Origin of the sequence: Thalassobaculum sp. (assembly GCF_040219615.1) — a bacterium.
Lineage (GTDB): Bacteria > Pseudomonadota > Alphaproteobacteria > Thalassobaculales > Thalassobaculaceae > Thalassobaculum_A.
In genome coordinates, this window is record NZ_JAVJSE010000007.1 from 110,895 (window position 1) to 132,016 (window position 21,122).

Annotated in this window: 20 protein-coding genes; 13 read left to right on the forward strand and 7 right to left on the reverse strand. The window is 70.6% G+C overall.

Features of this window, described 5'->3' with window-relative positions; genetic code table 11:
* Positions 1–13 precede the first annotated feature (13 nt).
* The 3 genes from RIC31_RS02760 to RIC31_RS02770 form a co-directional block, all read right to left on the reverse strand.
* Positions 14–1,069 (reverse strand): hypothetical protein, encoded by a 1,056-nt coding sequence (locus tag RIC31_RS02760; protein WP_350102753.1) that lies wholly within the window; start codon positions 1,067–1,069, stop codon positions 14–16.
* A gap of 34 nt (positions 1,070–1,103) precedes the next feature.
* Positions 1,104–2,111, reverse strand: coding sequence for an N-acetyltransferase DgcN (dgcN, locus tag RIC31_RS02765; protein ID WP_350102757.1), 1,008 nt, complete (start codon positions 2,109–2,111; stop codon positions 1,104–1,106).
* A gap of 163 nt (positions 2,112–2,274) precedes the next feature.
* Positions 2,275–3,243, reverse strand: a complete 969-nt coding sequence (locus tag RIC31_RS02770; RefSeq protein ID WP_350102762.1) for a tripartite tricarboxylate transporter substrate binding protein — start codon at positions 3,241–3,243, stop codon at positions 2,275–2,277.
* 121 nt (positions 3,244–3,364) lie between these two features.
* Between RIC31_RS02770 and RIC31_RS02775 the strand changes: the two genes are divergently transcribed.
* Complete coding sequence (locus RIC31_RS02775) at positions 3,365–4,168, forward strand: aspartate dehydrogenase (protein WP_350102765.1); 804 nt, start codon at positions 3,365–3,367, stop codon at positions 4,166–4,168.
* 33 nt (positions 4,169–4,201) lie between these two features.
* On the opposite strand, the gene RIC31_RS02780 is transcribed toward RIC31_RS02775, so the two are convergent.
* Entirely contained in the window at positions 4,202–6,706 is a 2,505-nt protein-coding gene (locus RIC31_RS02780) for a DUF1217 domain-containing protein (protein WP_350102767.1), read from the reverse strand.
* A gap of 234 nt (positions 6,707–6,940) precedes the next feature.
* Here RIC31_RS02780 and RIC31_RS02785 point away from each other — a divergent pair, with 234 nt between their 5' ends.
* Complete coding sequence (locus tag RIC31_RS02785) at positions 6,941–8,731, forward strand: gamma-glutamyltransferase family protein (protein WP_350102770.1); 1,791 nt, start codon at positions 6,941–6,943, stop codon at positions 8,729–8,731.
* Between the two features lie 54 nt (positions 8,732–8,785).
* Positions 8,786–9,058, forward strand: coding sequence for a hypothetical protein (locus RIC31_RS02790; protein WP_350102773.1), 273 nt, complete (start codon positions 8,786–8,788; stop codon positions 9,056–9,058).
* Positions 9,059–9,080: 22 nt separating this feature from the next.
* On the opposite strand, the gene RIC31_RS02795 is transcribed toward RIC31_RS02790, so the two are convergent.
* On the reverse strand, positions 9,081–9,341 hold the full coding sequence (locus RIC31_RS02795) for a hypothetical protein (RefSeq protein ID WP_350102775.1): 261 nt from the start codon (positions 9,339–9,341) through the stop codon (positions 9,081–9,083).
* 114 nt (positions 9,342–9,455) lie between these two features.
* Here RIC31_RS02795 and RIC31_RS02800 point away from each other — a divergent pair, with 114 nt between their 5' ends.
* The 7 genes from RIC31_RS02800 to RIC31_RS02830 all read left to right on the forward strand — a co-directional run bounded on the left by RIC31_RS02800 (position 9,456) and on the right by RIC31_RS02830 (position 15,887).
* Positions 9,456–9,941 carry a flagellar basal body-associated FliL family protein gene (locus tag RIC31_RS02800; RefSeq protein WP_350102779.1) on the forward strand — a complete coding sequence of 162 codons (486 nt, stop codon included), beginning with the start codon at positions 9,456–9,458 and terminating at the stop codon, positions 9,939–9,941.
* Positions 9,942–9,988: 47 nt separating this feature from the next.
* On the forward strand, positions 9,989–10,978 hold the full coding sequence (gene dgcA / locus RIC31_RS02805; RefSeq protein WP_350102783.1) for an N-acetyl-D-Glu racemase DgcA: 990 nt from the start codon (positions 9,989–9,991) through the stop codon (positions 10,976–10,978).
* Positions 10,979–10,992: 14 nt separating this feature from the next.
* Positions 10,993–11,841 (forward strand): class I SAM-dependent methyltransferase, encoded by an 849-nt coding sequence (locus tag RIC31_RS02810; RefSeq protein ID WP_350102786.1) that lies wholly within the window; start codon positions 10,993–10,995, stop codon positions 11,839–11,841.
* A gap of 280 nt (positions 11,842–12,121) precedes the next feature.
* The gene (locus RIC31_RS02815; protein WP_350102789.1) at positions 12,122–13,312 is read left to right on the forward strand and encodes an acyl-CoA dehydrogenase family protein; all 1,191 of its coding nucleotides are present in this window, start codon (positions 12,122–12,124) and stop codon (positions 13,310–13,312) included.
* Positions 13,313–13,371: 59 nt separating this feature from the next.
* Positions 13,372–14,418, forward strand: a complete 1,047-nt coding sequence (locus tag RIC31_RS02820) for a type III polyketide synthase (RefSeq protein ID WP_350102791.1) — start codon at positions 13,372–13,374, stop codon at positions 14,416–14,418.
* 2 nt (positions 14,419–14,420) lie between these two features.
* Positions 14,421–14,930: an isoprenylcysteine carboxyl methyltransferase family protein gene (locus RIC31_RS02825; protein WP_350102794.1), complete on the forward strand. Its 510-nt coding sequence runs from the start codon at positions 14,421–14,423 to the stop codon at positions 14,928–14,930.
* Positions 14,931–15,002: 72 nt separating this feature from the next.
* Positions 15,003–15,887 carry a division plane positioning ATPase MipZ gene (locus tag RIC31_RS02830; protein WP_350102797.1) on the forward strand — a complete coding sequence of 295 codons (885 nt, stop codon included), beginning with the start codon at positions 15,003–15,005 and terminating at the stop codon, positions 15,885–15,887.
* Here RIC31_RS02830 and RIC31_RS02835 read toward each other — a convergent pair.
* Together RIC31_RS02835 and RIC31_RS02840 are read right to left on the reverse strand one after the other, a co-directional pair.
* Positions 15,844–18,087, reverse strand: a complete 2,244-nt coding sequence (locus RIC31_RS02835; protein ID WP_350102801.1) for a patatin-like phospholipase family protein — start codon at positions 18,085–18,087, stop codon at positions 15,844–15,846. The two genes, RIC31_RS02830 and RIC31_RS02835, sit on opposite strands and share 44 nt — an antisense overlap.
* 69 nt (positions 18,088–18,156) lie before the next feature.
* Positions 18,157–18,606: a GNAT family N-acetyltransferase gene (locus tag RIC31_RS02840; RefSeq protein ID WP_350102804.1), complete on the reverse strand. Its 450-nt coding sequence runs from the start codon at positions 18,604–18,606 to the stop codon at positions 18,157–18,159.
* A gap of 97 nt (positions 18,607–18,703) precedes the next feature.
* On the opposite strand from RIC31_RS02840, the gene RIC31_RS02845 reads away from it, so the two are divergent.
* From RIC31_RS02845 to galU, 3 genes are all read left to right on the forward strand, one after another.
* Complete coding sequence (locus RIC31_RS02845; RefSeq protein ID WP_350102809.1) at positions 18,704–19,411, forward strand: vWA domain-containing protein; 708 nt, start codon at positions 18,704–18,706, stop codon at positions 19,409–19,411.
* Positions 19,412–19,414: 3 nt separating this feature from the next.
* Positions 19,415–20,128: a DnaJ domain-containing protein gene (locus RIC31_RS02850; protein WP_350102814.1), complete on the forward strand. Its 714-nt coding sequence runs from the start codon at positions 19,415–19,417 to the stop codon at positions 20,126–20,128.
* Positions 20,129–20,212: 84 nt separating this feature from the next.
* Positions 20,213–21,082, forward strand: coding sequence for a UTP--glucose-1-phosphate uridylyltransferase GalU (gene galU / locus RIC31_RS02855; protein WP_350102817.1), 870 nt, complete (start codon positions 20,213–20,215; stop codon positions 21,080–21,082).
* The last annotated feature ends 40 nt before the right edge of the window (positions 21,083–21,122 follow it).

Consider the following 21,122-nt stretch of genomic DNA (forward strand, 5'->3'; position numbering starts at 1 on the left):
GCGGTTCGTTGCGTCAGTAGCGGCAGGTCTCGGGCATCGCCCGGCCGCCGGCCAGGCCGGACACCCGGAACGGCGCGTGCGGGTTCGCCGGATCCACCTCGACCACCGCGATGTCGAGGGGCAGGGTGAAGTCGCCCCAGGCGTTCAGCCGCCAGAACAGCGGCCGGCCGTCGGCCGAGGTGATCGCCTCGAGACAGGCCGCTGTGGTGTCGCCGTGCACCAGCAGCACCGGCCCGGGATAGGCCAGGGCCTGCAGGGCCAGTTCGCGGCAGACCGGCGCGAAGGCCGGGCGCTCGAGGCATCGGGTCAGGCGCTGTTCCGCACCTGTCGGGGCCTTGTCCCGGTCGGGCGTGAACGGGTCGGCCTGCATGGCGATCACCACCGCGCCGGCGCGGCCGGCCCTGGCCGTCCGGAACGCTTCTGCGATCCAGGCCAGGTTCGCCGCGTCGCGTGCGTCGGCCAGGGCCAGGGCCAGATCCCGGTCGTCGAGTTCGATGCCCCGGCGGCCGTTCGCGGTGCCGACGACGTGGATCGTGGCGAACTGCACGCCACCGGTCGACCACAGGGCGTTCTCCGGCTGGCCGGGCTGCGCGCGATAGTGCCATTTCGCGTCGACGGAGGCCGGCGGCACCGCGAAGTGGATGCGGCGCAGGGCGTCCAGGCGGGCCAGCTCGGACACCGGGTGAGGCACGCGCTCGGCGTCGCAGTCGGTCCAGTCGTTGTCGCCGGGGGTCAGGAACACCGGCTTGCGGAAGCCGTCTCGCCACAGGGCACGCTGGGCGACCTGCCACTCGTCGGTGCAGGAGGTCGTCCCGCCACGCACCTCGGTCGCGGCGTTGCGGGCAAAGCCCTCCGGCCGGCCGAGATCGCCGAGGGCGACGACGAAGGCGATGCCGTCGTCGCCGGCGATCCGCCCGGCCGCCTCGCCGGCCAGGAAGTCCTGTTCCGATTCGCTGTACGGCATATCGCCGTAGACCGCGAAGCGCAGCCCGTCGGCGAGGGCGGGCGACCCCAGCAGGAGCAGGGCGAGGGCCGGGACGGCCGCGGCGATGCGGGCTGACGAGGCCATCCCGAACCCTCCCTTCCGAACGATCGGCGTGCGGCTACCCTGCCATCAGCCGGTCGACGATCGGCGCCACGCCGTCCTTCAGCGGGTCGACCACCGGCAGGCCGGTCTGCTCGGCGGTCTTCTTCTTGAACGCCGTCGCCTCCTCGGCCGAGACGTTCGAGCTGTTCAGGCTGACGCCGACGAACTTCACGTCCTCGTTCACCATCCTGGCCATGTGCAGGATGGTCTCCATGCAGGTCGGGATCTCCGGCACCGGATAGTCCGGCAGGCCGCGCATGTGCGGGCGGCCGATCTCGTGGCACATCACCAGGGCGTCGGCCTGGGCGCCGTGGATCAGGCCGAGCGTCACGCCGGAATAGGACACGTTGTACAGCGATCCCTGGCCCTCGATCAGGTCCCAGTGGTCCTCGCTGTTCTCGGGCGCCAGGGTCTCGACGCAGCCCGAGATGAAGTCGGCGATCACCGCGTCGATCGAGGCGCCGGAGCCGGCGATGAAGATGCCGGTCTGGCCGGTCGCCCGGAAGTCGGCGTTCAGGTTGCGGGCCCGCATCTCCTTCTCGATCGCCAGGGTCGTGAACATCTTGCCGACCGACACATCGGTGCCGACGGTCAGCAGCCGCTTGCCGGTGCGCGGCTTGCCGCTGGCGACCGGGTAGTCGCGGCTCGGATGGCGCACGTCGAACAGGTGCCGGCCCTGCCGGGCGGCGGCGTCCTTGAGCGCCGGGATCGCGGTGATCTTGGTGTGAAGCCCTGACGCGATGTCCATCCCCAGATCCAGAGCCTTGACCAGCTCGACGATCCAGCTCTCCGGGATGAAGCCGCCGCGGTTCGCGACCCCGAGGATGACGGTCTTCGCGCCCTGCGCGGCGGCTTCCTCGATGGTCAGGTCGGGCAGGCCTAGGTCGGCCTTGCAGCCCGGCAGCCGGAACTGCCCGATGCACCATTCCGGGCGCCAGACCTTGACGCCGTTGGCGGTCTTCGCCGCCAGCTGGTCAGGGGCGTCGCCCAGGAAAAGAAGATACGGATTCTGGATCGTCGCCACGGATAACCCCCTCGGATCGGAAGAGCGCCGGCCGCGGTGGCGGCCGGCTCACACGGGTGGCGGCTGTCCACCGGACGGAGCCGGTCGTCGCCGCGTTTCGATCGGAAAATAGAACGGACGGCAGGCGAGCACCACTGGGAAGGCGGCCCGGCCGCCGGGCAAGTCAATCGTTCGGCTTGTACAGGCCGGCGTCCTTGGCGACCCGGCGCCATTCCGCGAAGCTGTCCTGCCAGTAGCCGGCATAGGCCTTGGGCCCGAGATAGCCCTCGACCGTTCCGTGCTCCCGCAGCAGGGCGGTGACCCTGGGGTCGCCCAGGGCGGCCTCGAACAGTGTCGAGTAGTGCTCGACGACCTCCGGCTTGGCACCCTTCGGCAGCATTACGCCGCGGTCGATCGTGAACACCAGGTCGATCCCCTGCTCGCGCAACGTCGGGACATCGGGACTGTCGACCAGACGGTCTGCGCTGGTGACGGCGAGCACCCGGACCGGACCCTCCCCGGTGAGCCGCCGGGCGATCGCCTGGTTGAGCTCGGTGACGTCGATGGTGCCGTCGAGCAAGGCGTTCAGCCGCTCGCGCATACCCTCCAGGAACACCTGGTTGAACGCCGCCCCGGTGCGGTCCGCGATCAGCAGGAACAGGAAATGGCTGGCCAGGCCCTCGGTGGACCCGGCCTTGACGCCCTCCGGGCCGCGGGCTGCCTCCAGCATCTCGGGCATGGTCTTGAAGGCGGCCTCGGTCCCGGCGGCGACCACCACCGGCGTCCTGGTCAGGCGAGCGACCGATGTCAGCGTGTTCCAGTTCAGCTTGGACGTACCGGCGATGTAGCTGGTCATCAGGCTCTGGTGCACCGCCAGCACCGTGCAGCCGTCGGGACGGGCTCTGGCGGCCGTCTCGGTGCCGCGAACGCCTTCCTCGCCGCTGAGGTTGACGACCTCCAGGCGTGGCTTGGCCCCGCCGCGGTTGGCGGCGTCGGCGAGGGCGCGGAAGATCAGGTCGGTCCCGCTGCCCGAGCCCCAAGGCACGATCAGCCGTGCCGTCAGGCAGGGCAGGTCGGCGGCGGCGGCCGGCAGCGACAGGCCCAGGCAGACCGACACCATCGCCGCTACCGGCAGGCTGATCGCGAATCGCATCTTGGGCGGGGTTCCTCCTGCGCGCCTGGACTCGCCTGCGGGCTGGGTCTACGAACGCATCGTGGATCATCAACGTGTTAACGGCGAGGGCAAAGTGTCGGGACAACCAGCAGAGGGCAGCTTGACGGTCGCCGTCGGGGGACTCGGGGCGATCGGTCTGGCCGTGGCGCAGGCCCTGGACGAAGGGCGTATCGAGGGGCTGCGGCTGACCGCCGTGTCGGCGCGCGACGTCGCCAAGGCGCAGCGCGCCATGGCCGGCTTCCGCATGCCGGTCCGGGTGGTGCCGCTCGGCGAGCTCGCCGACCTCGCCGACGTGGTGGTGGAGTGCGCCCCGGCGGCGGTGTTCGGCGAGGTCGCGGGACCGGCGGTGGAACGCGGCCGGATCTTCATGCCGATCAGCGTCGGCGCGATGCTGCGCCACATGGACCTGGTCGAACGGGCGCGCAGGACCGGGGCCCGGATCGTCGTGCCGACCGGGGCGCTGATCGGCCTCGACGCGGTGCGGGCCGCGGCCGAGGGAGAGATCCGGGAGGTTCGGCTGGTGACCCGCAAGCCGCCGCTCGGCCTCGCCGGGGCGCCCTATCTGGTCGAGAACGGCATCGCGGTCGAGGGACTGACCGAGGCGAAGCGGGTGTTCGAGGGCTCGGCGCGCGACGGGGCGGCCGGCTTTCCGGCCAACGTCAACGTCGCCGCCGCCTTGTCGCTGGCGGGAATCGGACCGGACGCGACCCGCCTGGAGATCTGGGCGGATCCGGCTGTGACGCGCAACACCCACACCATCGTGGTCGACGCCGACAGCGCCCGCTTCACCATGACCATCGAGAACGTGCCGAGCGAGGAGAACCCGCGGACCGGCAAGATCACCGCGCTCAGCGTGATCGCCGCGCTCCGCCGGCTGAAGGCTCCGCTGGTCGCCGGGACCTGAGGTTCGACGGGGCCGCCGTTCGGCCGAAGGCGGCTAAGCCAGGAAGTTGATGCCGCCGCCGCCCTGCGGGAGGATCGAGCCGATCTGGCTGGCGATCGCCGCCTTGGCGTTGTAGGTGCTGCCGCCGACGCTGAGGCCCTGGGACTCGAGGTCCTTCTGGACCAGGTAGCGCTCGATGAACTTGAGCGCCTCGGCGGTGTACTGGACCGGCTTGAAGAAGTTGCCCGCGCTGCCGCCCTCGCCCTCCAGGAGGGTCTTCTGTTCGGTCAGGACCGATTTCTGCACGTTCAGCGCATAGGTCTCGGCCTTCAGCCGGCCCTGGGTGGTTCCGGCCGTGAACAGGAGGTCGTTCAGGGCGCTGGTCCGGTCGTCGATTGTGCCGCCCGACAGCACCGAGGTGTTGAACGCCTCCAGGCTGGCAAGGAAGGCGTCCTTGAAGCCGTCCTGGGCGTCGACGTTGATGGTCGAGCCGACCGAGCCGAGCGTCACCCGCAGGTCGTTGCCGGACGGCGACAGCAGGTTGGTCTTGTCGGACTTGGCATCCTCGATGAGCGTGTCGATGTCGGCCTGCAGCTTGCGGATCTGGGCGTCGAGCTTGCCGCGCGGATCGGCCGTGCTGTAGACGAAATCGAGCACCTTGCGGTCGCGGGTCAGGTCGTCGACCGCGTCGTCGAGCGCGACCTTGTAGACGTCGTCGACGTCGGTCGCCAGCTGGGCGCCGTTGCCGGCGGTGATGGTGCCCGGCAGGGCCGCCAGGATGCTGTTGGCGAGGTCGCCGCCCTCGGCCTGCACCACGGTGCCGGCCCGCACGCTGTAGGTGGTGGTGCCGCCGGTCAGCAGGTTGTCGAAGTTCACCGTGCTGGTGCCGTCGGTGATCGAGCCGGCGTTCTGGATCAGGTCGGTCAACTGCGCGACCCGGTCGGCATACTCGGTGTTGATCGCCGTCAGGTCGGCCCCGACCTCCTGGGCATCCTCGCCCAACGACTTGATGGCGTCCAGGACGCCCTCGATGGTGGCGGCGCGCTCCAGCGCGTCGGTCGCCGACTCGAAGCCGAGCGCCAGCTGGTCTGTGTCGAGCTCGACCGCGAAGGTCGTGGCGCTCAATGCGTTGTTGATGCTGGCGACGTTGATCTGGGTCTGGAACTCGGCTCCATCGAACGTGGTCTTGGCGGTGTCGAGGCTGGTCTTGGCGGTGTCGAGGTCGGCGGTCAGGGTCGCGAAGCTCGCGTTGGCGACGCCGTCCCGGAACGCCTGCAGGTCGGTCAGGAAGCCTGCCAGGTCGGTCGACTTGGTGACCACCCGGGTGCCCTCGGTATCGAGTGTGACCGACAACTCGTCGGCGGTCGCGTCGACGCCGGCCGGAAGGGCGCCGCCGGTACCGTTGCGCAGCAGGTTCTGCACCTCGCCGGTATTCGGATCGGCATAGACCGCGCCGCTGATGTAGCCGCTGTCGCCGAGGATCTTGTCGGCGATCTCGATGAAGTCGGTCTGGATGCCGGCGAGCGCATCGGCGTCCTCGGCGCTGCGGGCCTGGTTGTACAGCGCCTCGAGCTGGGTGAGGGCCTCGCGGGTGTCGACGACCGCGCCGTTCGCCGCCGCCACGAGGCCGCGCTGCTTGATCAGGTCCGGCAGCGCCGCCTGCTGGATCGGGATCTCGGCGGCATGCACGCCGGCCGGATCGATCACCGAATCGTAGTCGGCATAGAGGGTGCGCAGGCCTTCCAGCTTGCTCACGATCGTGTCGATCACGGTCTGGCTCTTCTGGATCGCCGTGCTGGCGTTTCCGATCGCCGCCAGGTCCGTGGTGAGAGTGTCCAGGCGGCTGGCGCTCTGCGTCGACGACGTCGTGGTCCTGAACGCGTCGAGGTTCAGCTTGGCGTCGATCAGCGAGGCCTGCTTGCCGACCGACTGCCGGGCGATCTCCCTCGGCAGGTTCAGCGCGTCGGTGACGATCGTGCGCAGCGGCAGGTCGCCGAGGATCTCGAAGGTATTCTCGACCTCGCCGATGCGCCGCAGGAAGAACAGCGCGTCGCGCGCCGCCGGGTTCTGGGCGGCCAGAGACTTCTCGAAGGTGGTCGTCAGGTAGTTGTCGATGACCGTGGATTGCTTGTCCGACAGCCGCAGGTTCTTCAGCCCGAACTGGGGGGTGTCGAGGAACTTGGCGAGTTCGCCGAACCGGCTGTCGGCGAGGCGGTTGGCGAACGAGTTGATGTCGTTCGGGTCGCTGTTCAGGACCGCCTTCAGCTTGCCCGGATTGTTGAGCTCGCTCTCCAGGCCGAAGGCCGAGAGCACGAACTCCAGGGTCTTGCGGTCCTTGAGCAGGTCCTCGACCTTGTCGAGCTTGCCGACGGCCTTCTTGAACTGCTTGATATCGCGCTGGATATCTTCCCGGTTCGCGAACGCCTTGCGGGCGGCGACCTGGTCTTTCTGATAGTTCTTGAAGGCTACCAACGCCGAGACGGTGGGCGCGCCCGTCGAGCCGCCCAGGAGGCTCGACCCGCCTCCCAAAATCCCAAGCGCCAGTTCTGCGTTCAACACGGCAAAGACTCCTGTTTCTGCCGCAGATCCCGATGTACATCCGCACACCGGGACCGGCCGTTTCTCGGCCACCTGACACCATAACCGAACGCGGGCGACCCGGCAATCGATTCCGGCCGACCGGCCCTGACGGTGCGGGAAGCGGCCGCCCCGGCAATCCTTGCCCAGCGATCCGGCCCGCTCCTATAGTGGCCGCCTTCCTCCATGCGAGAACCGCGCCAGCGAGAGCCCCCGATGTTCACCACGCGCCCCGAGATCCGCGGCACCTTCGGCGTCGTCACTTCCACGCATTGGGTCGCATCGGCGGTCGGCATGGCCGCCCTGGAGCGTGGCGGCAATGCCTTCGATGCGGGCGTCGCCTGCGGGTTCACGCTGCAGGTGGTCGAGCCGCACCTGAACGGTCCCGGTGGCGACCTGCCGGCGGTGTTCTACAGCAAGCGCGAGGACCGCGTGCGGGTGCTGTGCGCCCAGGGCCCGGCCCCGGCGGCGGCCAGCATCCCGGCGTTCCGGAATCTCGGGCTTGACCTGATTCCCGGCAGCGGATTCCTGGCGGCGGTCGTGCCCGGCGCCTTCGACGGCTGGCTCACCCTGCTGCGCGACTATGGCACCCAGTCGCTGCGCGACGTGCTGACCCCGGCGATCGGCTACGCCCGGAACGGCTATCCGGTGGTCGAGCGGATCACCGCGACCGTCGAGACCGTGCGCGAGCTGTTCGAGACCGAGTGGCCGACCTCGGCGGCGGTCTACCTGAAGGGCGGCCGGGCGCCGCAGCCGGGCTCGCTGTTCGCCAACCCGGTAATGGCCGAGACCTACGCCCGGATCCTGGCGGAAGCGGAGGCCGGCGGCGGTTCCCGCGAGGCGGTGATCGACCGGGCGCGGGCGATCTGGGCCAAGGGCTGGGTCGCCGCGGCGATCCATCGCTTCGTGCATGCCGAGCCGCTGATGGACGTCTCCGGGCGGCGCCATCACGGCATGCTGTCCGCCCAGGACATGGCGGAGTGGCAATGCCACTACGAGGAGCCGACGACCTACGACTACGGCCGCTATCGGGTGTGCAAGGGCGGGCCTTGGAGCCAGGGCCCGGCGCTGCTGCAGGCGCTGGCGATCCTCGACGGCCTCGGCGTCGCCGACATGGATCCGCACGGCCCGGACTTCGTCCATACCGTCACCGAGGCGATCAAGCTGGCCTTTGCCGACCGCGAGGCGTTCTACGGCGATCCCGACTTCGTCGACGTTCCGATGCAGGCTCTGCTGTCGGCCGAGTACAACGCCGGGCGCCGCGCCCTGATCGGCGACCGGGCGTCGCTCGAACTGCGGGCCGGCACGCTGCCCGGCTACGAGCGCTCGCTGGACGTCGCCCTCGGGGTCGACGCCTCGATCGACCCGCGGGCCCTGGAGAGCATGGGGGTCGGCGAGCCGACGGTGTCGAAGAGCGGCGTATCCTCGGGCGACACCGTGCACATGGATATCATCGACAGCGACGGGAACATGTTCAGCGCCACGCCCAGCGGCGGCTGGCTGCAGTCCTCCCCGATCATCCCGGAACTCGGCTTCTGCCTCGGCAACCGGGCCCAGATGTTCTGGCTCGACGAGCGTTCGCCCTCGGCGCTGGCGCCGCGCAAGCGGCCGCGGACCACGCTGTCGCCCGGCTTCGCGCTGCGCGACGGCGAGCCCTACATGGCGTTCGGGACGCCGGGCGGCGACCAGCAGGACCAGTGGTCGCTGCTGCTGTTCCTGCACCATGCCGACCACGGCATGAACCTGCAGGAGGCGATCGACTGCCCGGCCTTCCACAGCGAGCATTTTCCGAGCTCGTTCTGGCCGCGCGGCCGCACGCCGGGCCGGGTGGTGGTCGAGGGCCGCTTCCCGCAGGGCACGGTGGAGGCGCTGGCGCGCCGCGGCCACGACGTGCAGGTCGGCGAGGACTGGTCGGAGGGCCGCCTGACCGCTGCGGCCAAGGACGGGGACATGTTGAAGGCGGCGGCCAACCCGCGCGGCATGCAGGGCTACGCGGTCGGGCGGTGATCGCCGGGACGCAGGGAGCGCCGAACCGGCTGCCGGCCGGGCGGCGCAGGTGGGATGCCGGGACTCTCGGAACAAGAGGCGCTCGAGCTGTTCGCGCGCTGCATCGCCGAGGTGGTGGGTCAGCGCACCGAGGCGTATCGCGACATGCTGAAGGCGGTGCAGAGCGGCGAAGTGGTCGACCTGCTGCTGGCACAGTCGTCGTTCGACGCGCTGAAGCCGGAGGTCCGGCTGCGGATCTCGGAGATGGTCAGCGGCCTCGTGGCCCGGCATCTGGCCGGCGAGATCGACGCGACCGACCCGGATGTGCTCGACACCGGGAAGGCATGACGCCGGCGGACGGCGGACAGGTTCACGACCGCGGGCGGATGTACCCGATGCTGGCGAGGCCGTTGGTCAGGTATTCGCGGAGATACAGGGCCATGTCGGGGGACAGTTCGACCAGCGCGATCTTGCCGTCCTCGCGGCGGATCTTCAGCAGCAGCCCGTCCTCGGTCAGCTCGATCGCAAACGAGGCGGCGCGCGGGGCGGCGCCCGGCGCGCGTTCGGCCTCGGCCACGGCGGGCTGCGCCTTGACCATGTTCTTCCAGCTGTCGTCGGCGGGGTCGGCCATCGCCATACACACTCCGTTCCGCGAGGCGTGGCTCCGCGGCTCTCGGTTCGCTAAACCTAGAGCGGCCGGAGCGCAATCTCAATCCAGCGCTCGGAAAACCGAGGGTGGCGCCACATGAAGAAGCTGATCCTGTTCGTGCTGCTGCCCCTGCTGCTGCTGATCGGCGCCGGTCTCGGCGCCCTGGTCGCCGGCATGATTCCCGGCGTCTCGATCCCGGGTCTCGGCGGCCACGAGACCGCGCCGGAGGAGAAGAAGGAACTGGGGGCACCGCCGACCAGCCAGCCGAGCCCGGTCGACTCGTCGGTCTACGTGCTGCCGGAGTTCGTGGTGAACATCCGGACCAACCGGACCTATCCGGTGTTCATGCTGCTGAGCCTGGCGGTCGAGATGCGCGACGAGGGCGTACGCCCGACCATGGCGGCCCAGGAGCCGCGGATTCGTGACGCCATGATCATCTATCTCAGCAGCCTGACCCCGACCGACCTGAACGGCTATGAGGGGATCCAGAGAGTCCGCGACAACACCTGGAAAATCCTGCACAAGTTCGTTCCGGAGGGCGATCTGGTGAACGTCCAGATCGCCAAGCTGACGGTGAAGTGACGCCGTCCCGCCGCCCGCCCGATGCCGCCTTTCCGATGAGGAGCCCGATGTCCCGAACCCTGTCCGTCGCCGTGGAGAGCTGGCCGATCCGCGGCGTGTTCCGGATTTCCCGCGGCGCGCGCACCGAGGCGCAGGTCGTGGTCGCGACCGTGCGCGACGGCGCCGCCACCGGCCGCGGCGAGTGCGTGCCCTATGCCCGCTACGGCGAGAGCGTCGACAGCGTGGTGGAACAGATCCGCGGCGTCGCCGACGCGATCGCCGGCGGGCTGGACCGCGAGGGCCTGCTGTCGGCACTGCCGGCCGGGGCGGCGCGAAACGCCGTCGACTGCGCGCTGTGGGACCTGGAGGCCAAGCTGTCGGGGGTTCCGGCGTGGAAGAGCGCCGGGCTCGCCGCCGCGCCCAGCACTGTGACGACGGTGTTCACCCTGTCGGTCGACACCCCGGAAGCCATGGGCGAGGCGGCCGCCCGCAACGCCGCTCGGCCGCTGCTGAAGCTCAAGATGACCGGTGACGGCCTCGACCTCGACCGGGTCGCACGGATCCATGCCAACGCCCCGGACACCCGCCTGGTGGTCGACGCCAACGAGGCCTGGGACGTCGCGACCTACCTGGAACTGGCACCGAAGCTCGGCGCGCTCGGGGTCGAGATGATCGAGCAGCCGCTGCCCGCCAAGGACGATTCCGGGCTGCTCGGCCTGGAGCGGCCGGTGCCGGTATGCGCCGACGAGAGTTGCCACGACACCGCGACGCTCGACGCGCTCGTCGGCAAGTACGACAAGGTCAACATCAAGCTCGACAAGACCGGCGGCCTGACCGAGGCGCTGCGGCTGCGCGCCGAGGCCGAGCGCCGGGGCTTCGGCATCATGGTCGGCTGCATGATCGGCACCTCGCTCGGCATGGCGCCGGGTATGCTGGTGTCGCAGGGCGTCGACCTGGTCGACCTGGATGCGCCGCTGCTGCTGGCCAAGGACCGGGAGCCGGGGATGCGCTACGACGGCAGCATCGTGTATCCGGCCGACCCGGCGCTCTGGGGCTGAGCGGGGGAGCGGGCATGGACCGGGACAACCCCGTCGCCGCGCATTACGACCGGACCTCCCTGGCCGAGGCGCTGGTCGCCCGGCTGCGGGACCACGGGGTCGAGCGCGACGCGGTGACCCTCGAGCACCTGGCGGCGCTCGACCAGATGCATGTGCGCGGTCACGAGGCGACGGTCGAGCTGCTGGACGCCCTGGAGATCCGCAAGGGCATGAAGGTGCTGGACCTCGGTGCCGGAATCGGCGGTCCGGCCCGGGTGCTGGCGTCGCGGTACGACGCCCGGGTGACCGCGCTCGACCTGACGCCGGCCCTGTGCGAGGCCAACCGCGAACTGAACAGGCTGGTCGGGCTGTCGCGCCGCATCAAGGTGATCGAGGGCGACGCCACCGACCTGCCCTTCGAGGACGCGACCTTCGACCGGGTGGTGACCATCCACGCGTCGATGAACATCGACCGCAAGCGCACGATGTACCGCGAGGCCCATCGGGTGCTGAAGCCGGGTGGCCGTTTCGGGTTCTACGACATCGTCGCCGGCGTCGCCGGCTCGCCCGACTACCCGATGCCCTGGGCCGGTGACGACTCGGTCAGCTTCCTGGTGCCGCCGAGCACCATGCGGGCGCTCGCCGAGGAGGTCGGCCTGCGCGCGCTGGACTTCCGCGACCTGACCAACGCGTCGCGCGCCCACATGGTGCGCCAGCAGGAGGCGGCCGCGGCCGGCAAGGCGGCTGGCGGACCGCCGCCGCTGCAGGCCGGCGACATCCTGATGGGCCCGACCGCCGCCGCCAAGCAGCGCAACCTGCGCCGCGCCGTCAAGGAGGCGCGGGTCGGCATCGCGATGGCGGTGTTCGAGAAGCCGCGGAAATAGGGCGGGCGGCGACTCCAACGGAATGAGAGCCATTCGCCAAAGAAATTCGGAGCCGAGGGGGGCAATCCTCGGCTCCGGAGTCTGGTCCACGATGGGACGGAGGATGTCGGGCGTGTGGGGGCACGCCACGGATTAACGGATGATAATAATTGACCAATCAAGATGCACGCAAAAAGTGTCTTGGTGTGAAATTCTATTTCGGCGCTCGACCTCCCAGTGGGCCAGGGCTATTTCAGTCGGGCCCTGACAGTCCGACCCCGACCGCGAGGAGTTTGTTCCCATGGCGCAGCCCGCCGACGTCACCGCCACCGTCACGCCGGACGACGTGATCGAGGATATCCGGGCGGCGGTCCGCGACCTGTGCGCCCGCTTCCCCGGCAGCTACTGGCGCGAGAAGGACCGCGAGCGCGCGTATCCGGGCGAGTTCGTGAAGGCGCTGACCGACGCCGGCTACCTGGCGGTGCTGGTGCCCGAGGAATACGGCGGCAGCGGTCTCGGCATCCGGGCCGCCGCGGCGATCCTCGAGGAGATCCACAAGAGCGGCTGCAACGGTGCGGCCTGCCACGCCCAGATGTACATCATGGGCACCCTGCTGCGGCACGGGAACGCCGAGCAGAAGCAGAAATGGCTGCCGGGCATCGCCACCGGCGAGCTGCGCCTGCAGGCCTTCGGGGTGACCGAGCCGACCAGCGGTACCGACACCCTGTCGCTGCGCACCACCGCCCGCAAGGACGGCAACGACCGCTACGTGGTCAACGGCCAGAAGATCTGGACCTCGCGCGCCGAGCATTCCGACCTGATGCTGCTGCTGGCCCGCACCACCCCGAAGGACCAGGTCGCCAAGCGCACCGACGGGCTGTCGGTGTTCGTGGTCGACATGCGCGAGGCGGTCGGCAAGGGCCTGACGATCAGGCCGATCCGCACCATGGTGAACCACTCCACCACCGAGGTGTTCTTCGACGATCTCGAAGTCCCGGCCGAGAACCTGATCGGCGAGGAGGGCAAGGGCTTCCGCTATATCCTCGACGGAATGAACGCCGAGCGGCTGCTGATCTCGCATGAGAGCCTGGGCGACGCCCGCTGGTTCATCCGCACCGCCACCGAATACGCCAAGTCGCGCGAGGTGTTCGGCCGGCCGATCGGCCAGAACCAGGCCGTGCAGTTCCCGATCGCCCGGGCCTATGCCGAGACCGAGGCGGCAGCCCTGATGGCCGAGAAGGGGGTGCGGCTTTTCGAAGCGGGCCAGCCCTGCGCGCCGGAGGCCAACATGGCCAAGATGCTGGCTTCGGAGGCGGCCTGGCACGCGGCCGAGATCTGCATGCAGGCGCATGGCGGCTTCGCCTTCGCCGAGGAGTACGACGTCGAGCGCAAGTTCCGCGAGGCCCGGCTGTACCAGATCGCGCCGATCTCCACGAACCTGATCCTGTCCTACGTCGCCGAGCACGTCCTGGGCCTGCCGCGGTCGTTCTGAGCGGGCGCCGTCACGGCAAAGCGATTTGAATCCGCTTGGCGGCGCCCCATCCTCCCGGGATGCAACCGGCCCGCATCCTGTCCCTGGAAACCGCCGTCCCGCCGCACCGCGCCACCAACGACGAGGTCAAGGCGTTCGCGCGCTCGGTGTTCGCCGAGAGCCTGGCCGGCAACCGCGCGCTCGACCGGGTGTTCGACAGCAGCACGGTCGAGGAACGCTGGCTGGCGATGCCGGTCGACTGGTACGCCGCCGACCACGGCTGGGCCGAGCGGGCCGGCGCCTTCGAGCCGGCCGCGATCGCGCTGCTCGCCGACGTCGCCGGACGGGCGCTGGCGGCGGCCGGGGTCGCCGCCGCCGCCGTCGACCACGTGCTGTGCATCTCGACCACCGGCTTCGCCGCCCCCAGCCTGGACGCCCGGCTGATCGGCCGGCTCGGCCTGCGCGCCGACGTCCGGCGCACCCCGGTGTTCGGCTGGGGCTGTGCCGGCGGGGTGATCGGGCTGGCCCGGGCCGCCGACCTGGCCCGGCTGGAGCCGGGCCGGGTGGTGCTGTGCCTGGTCGTCGAGCTGTGCAGCCTGGCGTTCCGCCCGGACCCCGAGCCGGTCAACGTGATCGGCAGTGCACTGTTCGGCGATGGCGCCGCCGCCGCGGTGCTGTGCGCCGGCCCGGGCCATGAGCAGCGGCCGTCCCTCGTCGCCTCGGGCGAGCACACCTGGCCGGATTCCCTGGACGTCATGGGCTGGCGGATCGACGACGTCGGCTTCGGGCTGGAGCTGCGGCGCGACCTGCCGGCCTTCCTGGCGGCCCGGCTACGGCCGGTGGTCGACGGCTTCCTGGACGGCTGCGGCCTTACGATCGCCGGGCTCGACGGGGTGGTCGGCCATCCGGGCGGGCCCAAGGTGCTGCAGGCGGTCGAGCAGGCGCTCGGGCTCGGGCCGGCGGCGCTGGCCGACAGCCGGGCGGTGCTGACCCGCTACGGCAACGCCTCGGCGGCCGGGGTGCTGATGGTGCTGCGCCGGGCGATCGACCGCGGCGCCCGCGGGCGCCACCTGATGCTGGCTCTCGGGCCGGGCTTCACGGCCGCTCTCAACCTGCTGGAGCTGTAGGCATGGATCTCGACGCCGCGCGCATCGTCGTCGCGCTGGTCGCGGCCCAGCGCCTGGGCGAGCTGGTGCTGGCACGCCGCAACACCGCCCGGCTGCTGGCCGAGGGCGCGGTCGAGCACGGCCGCGCGCACTACCCGGCGATCGTGGCGCTGCATACCGCCTGGCTGGCCGTGCTGGCGGTGCAGGCCGAAGGGACGGTGGCGCCGTGGTGGTTGGCGGCCTTCCTCGCGCTGCAGGCCGGCCGGGTCTGGGTGCTGGTGACCCTGGGACGGTACTGGACCACCAGGATCGTCACCCTGCCGGCGGCCCCGTTGGTCCGGCGCGGGCCCTACCGCTGGGTCCGGCACCCGAACTACCTGGTGGTGGCATTGGAGATCCCGGTGCTGGCCCTGGCCCTGGGGCTGCCGTGGACGGCGCTCGGATTCGGGCTCGCGAACGCCGCGCTGCTGGCCTGGCGAATCCGCACCGAGGACCGCGCGCTCGCCGGCAGGCGCGGGATATCGCCCGCCTGAGCGCCGCCTTCGCCGCGCTTGAACCGCTGCGGGCGTCCGGGTATCGAGGGGCGGGATGCACATTCGGGAACGATGTCCGTGGCGGATCTGGCCCAGGGCCTGGAAACTCAATCGTCGGCGGCGGCGTCCGCCCCGGCGCATGTCATCGTGGTCGGATGCGAGAAGGGCGGGTCCGGCAAGTCGACCACGTCGATGCACCTGATCGTGGCGCTGCTCCGCCTCGGCTACCGGGTCGGCACCATCGACCTCGACGCCCGGCAGTGGACCCTGACCCGCTATCTGTCGAACCGGGCCGCCACCGTGCAGCGCGAGGGCCATGCCCTGCCGATGCCGCGGCACTTCTTCCTGGCGCCGTCAGAGAAGGTCAACCGCACCGAGGCGCAGGAGGAGGACCGGGCCCGCTTCGAGGCGATCCTCGGCCGGCTGGTCGGCGAGGTCGACTACGTGGTGATCGACTGCGCCGGCACCGACAGCCATCTGGCGCGGCTGGCGCATTCCTACGCCGACACCCTGGTCACTCCGGTGAACGACAGCTTCGTCGACCTGGACGTGGTCGCCCATGTGGACGGCCGCACCGGCGAGGTGCAGCGCCCGAGCGTCTATGCCGAGATGGTGTGGGACCAGCGCAAGGCGCGGGCCAAGCGCGACGGCGGCTCGATCGACTGGATCGTCATGCGCAACCGGCTCTCCAACCTCGACGCCAACAACAAGCGCGAGATGGGCGAGGTGCTCGAGAAGCTGGCCAAGCGCATCGGCTTCCGCCTCGCCCCGGGCTTCAGCGAGCGGGTGATCTTCCGCGAGCTGTTCCTGCAGGGCCTGACCATGCTGGACGTGTTCGACCGCTCGCAGCGCGACGGCAGTGCCAAGCCGCGGATGTCGCATGTCGCCGCGCGCCAGGAAGTACGGGCGCTGATCAATTCATTACAGTTGCCGGAGCGGGCTCCCCGTCGGGCATGACCGTCGCCGGCAGCATCGCCTCGAGCAGCCGGTCCATGGCGTCGCGGTTGCCCCGGGCGCAGGCCAGCATGCCCCGGATCGCCTCCGCCGACTGACGGGACAGCACCCAGCCGAGCGGTGGGTCGATGGCTTCGGCGCCCGGGCATCTCGCGGTCCTGTCGATCTCGGATCCCGGCGGCATCCTGAAGTGCACCCAGAGCGGGTCGGTCATGCTCGCCTTGTCGGGGCCGAGCGACTGCGGCCAGCGCCGCAGGGCGTTGGCCGCCAGGGTGCCGCGCGACGACCGGGCATTCAGGATGCCGCCGGCCGGGCCGCCGACCACGTTCCACAGCCGCGATCCCGGGCCGCCGCGGTCGACCGCCGGGTCGATTCGGCCTCCCGTCAGGGCATTCCCGATCTCCGGGTCGCTCGAGATCTGCACGACGATCGGCCGGATCGGGCAGCGGAGCGGATCGCTGCGGCTGCGGATCTGCAGGTATCGCAGCAGATCGAGCAGGGTCTCGGCCCCGAAGTTCTCGAAGTAGCCGCCGTCGACCACCATGCTGCGGCCGCGCGGCCAAAGGCCGCCCGGGCTGATCACCGGGAACCGGGCGCTGTTGTGGGCGGCGGTGCTGAGCCGCATGTCGGGTCTGCGGCCGTCGGGGTCGTCCGAGAGGTAGGCGTGCTGGTCGAGGGCGTCGACGATCACCTGCTGCGGCCGGTCGCCCCGGGCGTCCCGCAGCGCGACCGTAGAGGCGACCATGCGCTGTCCGGTCACCGTGTTGGTGCCGTTCAGCAGCAGTCGCGGAATCCAGCCGCCGCGCGGGGTCTCGAAGCCGGTGAACGCCGCCAGCCCGGCCGCGAGGCCGTCGCCGCCCGGCCACCGGGCCGCCCAGCTGGCCTCGAAGGCACGTTCCAGGATGGCGCCGCGGTCGGTCAGCAGGGGCCATGGCAGGAAGGTCTGCCAGAGATCGTGGTACAGAAGTCCGGTCAGGGTCGGCCCCAGGAAGTCGGCGGAAAGCGCCTGCTGCAGGGTCTCGGTGTTGGAGGTGGCGGCGCCGACGTCGCGGAGCGCTGTGACGTAGAAGGCCGCGCCGACGCTGCCGCCGGAAACCCCGCTGACGGCGAACAGGTGGTCGGAGAACGAGCGGCCATCGCCGAGCTTGCCGCGCACCTCGTCCTCGATGCCGGACAGCACCGTCGCGGTCCAGTAGGCGGCCCGGACGCCGCCGCCGGCGGTCGCCACCGCCACCACCGGCACCGGCTCGGTGCACGCACCATGGCGAGCCAGCATGGCGTCCAGGCTCTCCCAGGCGCCGGGCTTGGCGGCGGCCGGGCCGTCGATCGCCCGAACCTGGTTGTTGGCGTTCACGAAGCTGAACAGCACGGCCGCCGCGACGATCGCCGACAGCACCGGCCTGCCGCGCTCGCGGGTCGCCCAGATCGCCAGCGAGCCGGCCGGCAGGATCGATGCCAGGCCGATGAACACCACTGCCGCCGACCCCACGGCGAAGCCGTAGCCGACCGGATCCGCCAGCGCCCAGGCGCTGGTCGCCGCCATGACGGCGACGCCGGCCAGGATGGTGTAGGGCGCGAGGGTCGGCATGTCGGTATCGCCGCGCCACGCCGGGCGCAGCCGGAACAGCGGCTCGGCGATCCAGGCGATCCAGCCGGCGGAGATCTGCGCCCCGGACAGGACGGCCGATCCCGAGAACCGCCGGCGGATCCGGCGCCGGAAGATCACCAGCGCTGCGTACAGCGCGATGGTCGCGAGGTTGATCCCGACGAACCGGTCCAGCACGCCGTAGCTGGCGACCAGCGCGACGGTCGCCAGCGCCATCGCAAGCAGGCCGAGCGCGCGCGGATACCAGCGCACGAAGCGCACGGCGCCCGCACTGGCCGCGCGCGGGGCCCGGCACGGGTCGCGGTTCGCGCACGCCTCCTTCTCGCGATCGAGCGCGAGCTCGAGCTCGGTCAGCCGGTCCTGCAGCATGAAACGGGCCCAGAACCAGCTCTGCCAGCCCCAGGCGAACACCGCGAGGAAGAACAGCGCCTGGTGCACCGGGTCGCCGGTGGCGAGGCCTCGGACCACGTCGGCGCCCTGCTCGGCGCCGACCAGGAAGACGGCACCGAGGGCGATGACCCCGAGATTGAAGCGGGTGTAGTCGAGCGTCGCCCAGATCAGCGAACGCTCCGCCTGTCCCTTCGCGACGACGCGCATGTGCCGGCCCTCCCCGAGTGAAGGAAGGCCATTGACGGCCAGCCGGTGTGAATCGAGCGTGAAACGCCGTCAGTCGACCGCCAGCTCGAAATCCGCCGCCCGATAGCGCCGGGCGCCGAGCGCCCGGTAGAAGGCCAGCCCCTCGAGGTTGTCGGGATGTACCTGCCACACCACCCAGGTGCCGCCGCGGCGCCGGGCCTCCGCGGCCACGGCGGCCATCAGCGCCCGGCCGACCCCGTGCCGGCGGACCGCCGGTTCGGCGTAGAGGTCCATCAGCATCAGCCCCGGCATGCCCCGGCCGACATGGAACCCGTCGTGGAACAGCGCGTATCCGACCGCCCGGCCGCCGCGGTCGGCGACCATCCCGTCGAAGCGCCGGCCGGGCCCGAAACCCCAGCGCCGCACGGCTTCGGCGTCGAACGGCGGAGGCGCCGCGCCCTCGTGCGCGGACAGCGCTCTGGCCATCCGGGCGATCGCCGGGGCGTCGTCGGGGGCCATCGGGCGTATGGTGACGGTCATGCGACTGGACCCGACCGGTTGGAACGCCGCATCATGACACTAATTCTAAACTCATCGGTCGCCACGACGGATCGCCATGTCGACACGACGAGATCGGATGCCGGCTGAACGCCCGGGGCAGCAGGTGTCGAGCCGCTCCGAGGTCGACGCGTTCCTGGAGACGGTGCGGGCCAGGCCGGCGCGGCCGGGCGGCGCGCGGCGCGGCCGGCTGATCTTCGCCCTGGACGCCACCGCCAGTCGCAAGCCGACCTGGGACCGGGCCTGCCACATCCAGGCGGAGATGTTCCACGAGACAGCGACTCTGGGCGGGCTGGACGTCCAGCTGGTGTTCTACCGGGGCTTCCGCGAGTGCAAGAGCTCGAAGTGGCACTCCGACCCGGATGCGCTGGGGCGGGTGATGACCGGCGTCGCCTGCCTCGGCGGCCAGACCCAGATCGGCAAGGTGCTGAGCCATGCCAAGGCCGAGACCGGCCGCGACAAGGTCGATGCGCTGATCTTCGTCGGCGACGCCTTCGAGGAGGACATCGACGCGGTCTGCCACGTCGCCGGCGAACTGGGCGTGCTCGGGGTCCCGGTGTTCGTGTTCCACGAGGGCGGCGACCCGATCGCCGCCGATGCCTTCCGGCAGATCGCCCGGTTGACCCAGGGTGCGTATTGTCCGTTCGACCTGTCGAGCGCCGACCGCCTGAAGGATTTGCTGGCGGCGGTCGCGGTGTATGCCGCCGGCGGGCGCAAGGCCCTGGCCGACTTCGGCGCCAAGCGCGGCGAGGCGGTCAAGCTGCTGACCAGCCAGATGAGGCGCTGACGGATGGCATATGTGGTGCTCGGCCTGTCGCTGGTGGTCGGGCTGGCCCTGATGGGGCGCTGGCTCCTCGATACCGAGCCGAAGACGATCCTGAAGGTGGCGCGGTGGGTCGGGCTCGGTCTGCTGGCGGCGATCGCTCTGTTCGTGCTGATGCGCGGGCGGCTGGAATGGATGGTGATCGCGGCCACCGTGCTGCTGCCGCTGGTGATCCGCTGGGGCGGCGTGATCCGGGCCATCCGCAATGCCGCCAAGGCGGCGCGCGGGCCGACGCCGGGGCAGAGTTCGGACGTCCGCACCCGCTACCTGGCGATGAGCCTCGACCACGACACCGGCCGGCTGGACGGCGAGGTGCTGGAAGGCCGTCTGGCCGGGCGCCGGCTGTCGGAGCTGACACCGGGCGAACGCGCCGCGCTGCGGGCCGAGGTGGCCGACGATCCGGCGTCGGCGCAGGTGCTCGACGCCTGGCTCGAGCGCGCCGGCGAGGACGGCGGGCCGGCGGGTGCCGGGACCGGCGCCGGCGCCGACGCACCGAGCGACGGAACGATGACACGGGATCGGGCGTTGCAGATCCTCGGATTGTCCGAAGGCGCAAGCGAGGAGGAGATACGGGAGGCCCATCGCCGGCTGATGATGGCCAACCATCCTGACAAGGGCGGGTCGTCCTGGCTCGCCGCCCAGATCAATCGTGCCAAGGACATCCTGCTTGGCCGCCCGTGACTTCAGCGCTGTTGCGTGCGCCGAGGGGTTCGGGCGATAACCCGCCCCGTTCCGCCGTAGCGGTGGCCGTCGCGAGAGGACTCCATGCCCGTACCCGTTCGTAAGGCGATCTTTCCGGTCGGTGGTCTCGGTACCCGGTTCCTGCCGGCCACCAAGTCGATGCCCAAGGAGATGCTCACGGTCGTCGACAAGCCGCTCATCCAGTACGCCGTCGACGAGGCTCGCGAGGCCGGCATCGAGGAACTGATCTTCATCACGGGACGCGGCAAGGCCTCCATCGAGGACCACTTCGACCACGCCTACGAACTGCAGGACATGCTGGCGGCGCGCGGCAAGGACGAGGCCCTCCGGCTGGTCAAGGAAACCATTCCGAAGCCCGGACAGCTGGCGTTCACCCGGCAGCAGGAGCCGCTCGGCCTCGGCCACGCGGTGTGGTGCGGCCGCAACTTCGTGGGCTCCGAGCCGGTCGCCGTGCTGCTGGCCGACGACCTGATCCTCTCGGAGAAGGGCTGTCTCAAGCAGATGATCGACGCCTACAACCAGGTCGGCGGCAACATGGTCGCCCTGATGGAGGTCTCGAAGGAGCAGACCGCCTCCTACGGCGTGGTCAAGCCCGGCGACATCACCGACCGCCTGGTCGAGGTCCGCGGTCTGGTCGAGAAGCCGAAGCCCGAGGAAGCGCCGTCGAACCTCGCGGTCATCGGCCGCTACATCCTGCAGCCGAAGGTGTTCGAGGACCTGGGCCGCATGGAGAAGGGGGCCGGCGGCGAGATCCAGCTGACCGATGCGCTGGCCCGCCAGCTCGGGCTGCAGCCGTTCAACGGCTACCTGTTCGAGGGCCGCCGGTTCGACTGCGGCAACAAGGTCGGCTTCCTGGAGGCCAACCTGGCGTTCGCGCTCGACCGGCCGGACATGCGTGACGACATCGCCGGGTTCCTGAAGAACTACATCTGACCCGTCGGCCGTCCCGCGGGCTCGGCACCGGTTGCATCAA

What these genes read in the sequence shown, in the direction of transcription:
- RIC31_RS02760 (WP_350102753.1), bottom strand. Translation starts at nt 1,069, where the DNA reads ATGGCCTCGTCAGCCCGCATCGCCGCGGCCGTCCCGGCCCTCGCCCTG.
- RIC31_RS02770 (WP_350102762.1), bottom strand. Translation starts at nt 3,243, where the DNA reads ATGCGATTCGCGATCAGCCTGCCGGTAGCGGCGATGGTGTCGGTCTGC.
- RIC31_RS02785 (WP_350102770.1), top strand. Translation starts at nt 6,941, where the DNA reads ATGTTCACCACGCGCCCCGAGATCCGCGGCACCTTCGGCGTCGTCACT.
- RIC31_RS02790 (WP_350102773.1), top strand. Translation starts at nt 8,786, where the DNA reads ATGCCGGGACTCTCGGAACAAGAGGCGCTCGAGCTGTTCGCGCGCTGC.
- RIC31_RS02795 (WP_350102775.1), bottom strand. Translation starts at nt 9,341, where the DNA reads ATGGCCGACCCCGCCGACGACAGCTGGAAGAACATGGTCAAGGCGCAG.
- RIC31_RS02800 (WP_350102779.1), top strand. Translation starts at nt 9,456, where the DNA reads ATGAAGAAGCTGATCCTGTTCGTGCTGCTGCCCCTGCTGCTGCTGATC.
- dgcA (WP_350102783.1), top strand. Translation starts at nt 9,989, where the DNA reads ATGTCCCGAACCCTGTCCGTCGCCGTGGAGAGCTGGCCGATCCGCGGC.
- RIC31_RS02810 (WP_350102786.1), top strand. Translation starts at nt 10,993, where the DNA reads ATGGACCGGGACAACCCCGTCGCCGCGCATTACGACCGGACCTCCCTG.
- RIC31_RS02815 (WP_350102789.1), top strand. Translation starts at nt 12,122, where the DNA reads ATGGCGCAGCCCGCCGACGTCACCGCCACCGTCACGCCGGACGACGTG.
- RIC31_RS02820 (WP_350102791.1), top strand. Translation starts at nt 13,372, where the DNA reads ATGCAACCGGCCCGCATCCTGTCCCTGGAAACCGCCGTCCCGCCGCAC.
- RIC31_RS02825 (WP_350102794.1), top strand. Translation starts at nt 14,421, where the DNA reads ATGGATCTCGACGCCGCGCGCATCGTCGTCGCGCTGGTCGCGGCCCAG.
- RIC31_RS02830 (WP_350102797.1), top strand. Translation starts at nt 15,003, where the DNA reads ATGTCCGTGGCGGATCTGGCCCAGGGCCTGGAAACTCAATCGTCGGCG.
- RIC31_RS02835 (WP_350102801.1), bottom strand. Translation starts at nt 18,087, where the DNA reads ATGCGCGTCGTCGCGAAGGGACAGGCGGAGCGTTCGCTGATCTGGGCG.
- RIC31_RS02840 (WP_350102804.1), bottom strand. Translation starts at nt 18,606, where the DNA reads ATGACCGTCACCATACGCCCGATGGCCCCCGACGACGCCCCGGCGATC.
- RIC31_RS02845 (WP_350102809.1), top strand. Translation starts at nt 18,704, where the DNA reads ATGCCGGCTGAACGCCCGGGGCAGCAGGTGTCGAGCCGCTCCGAGGTC.
- RIC31_RS02850 (WP_350102814.1), top strand. Translation starts at nt 19,415, where the DNA reads ATGGCATATGTGGTGCTCGGCCTGTCGCTGGTGGTCGGGCTGGCCCTG.
- galU (WP_350102817.1), top strand. Translation starts at nt 20,213, where the DNA reads ATGCCCGTACCCGTTCGTAAGGCGATCTTTCCGGTCGGTGGTCTCGGT.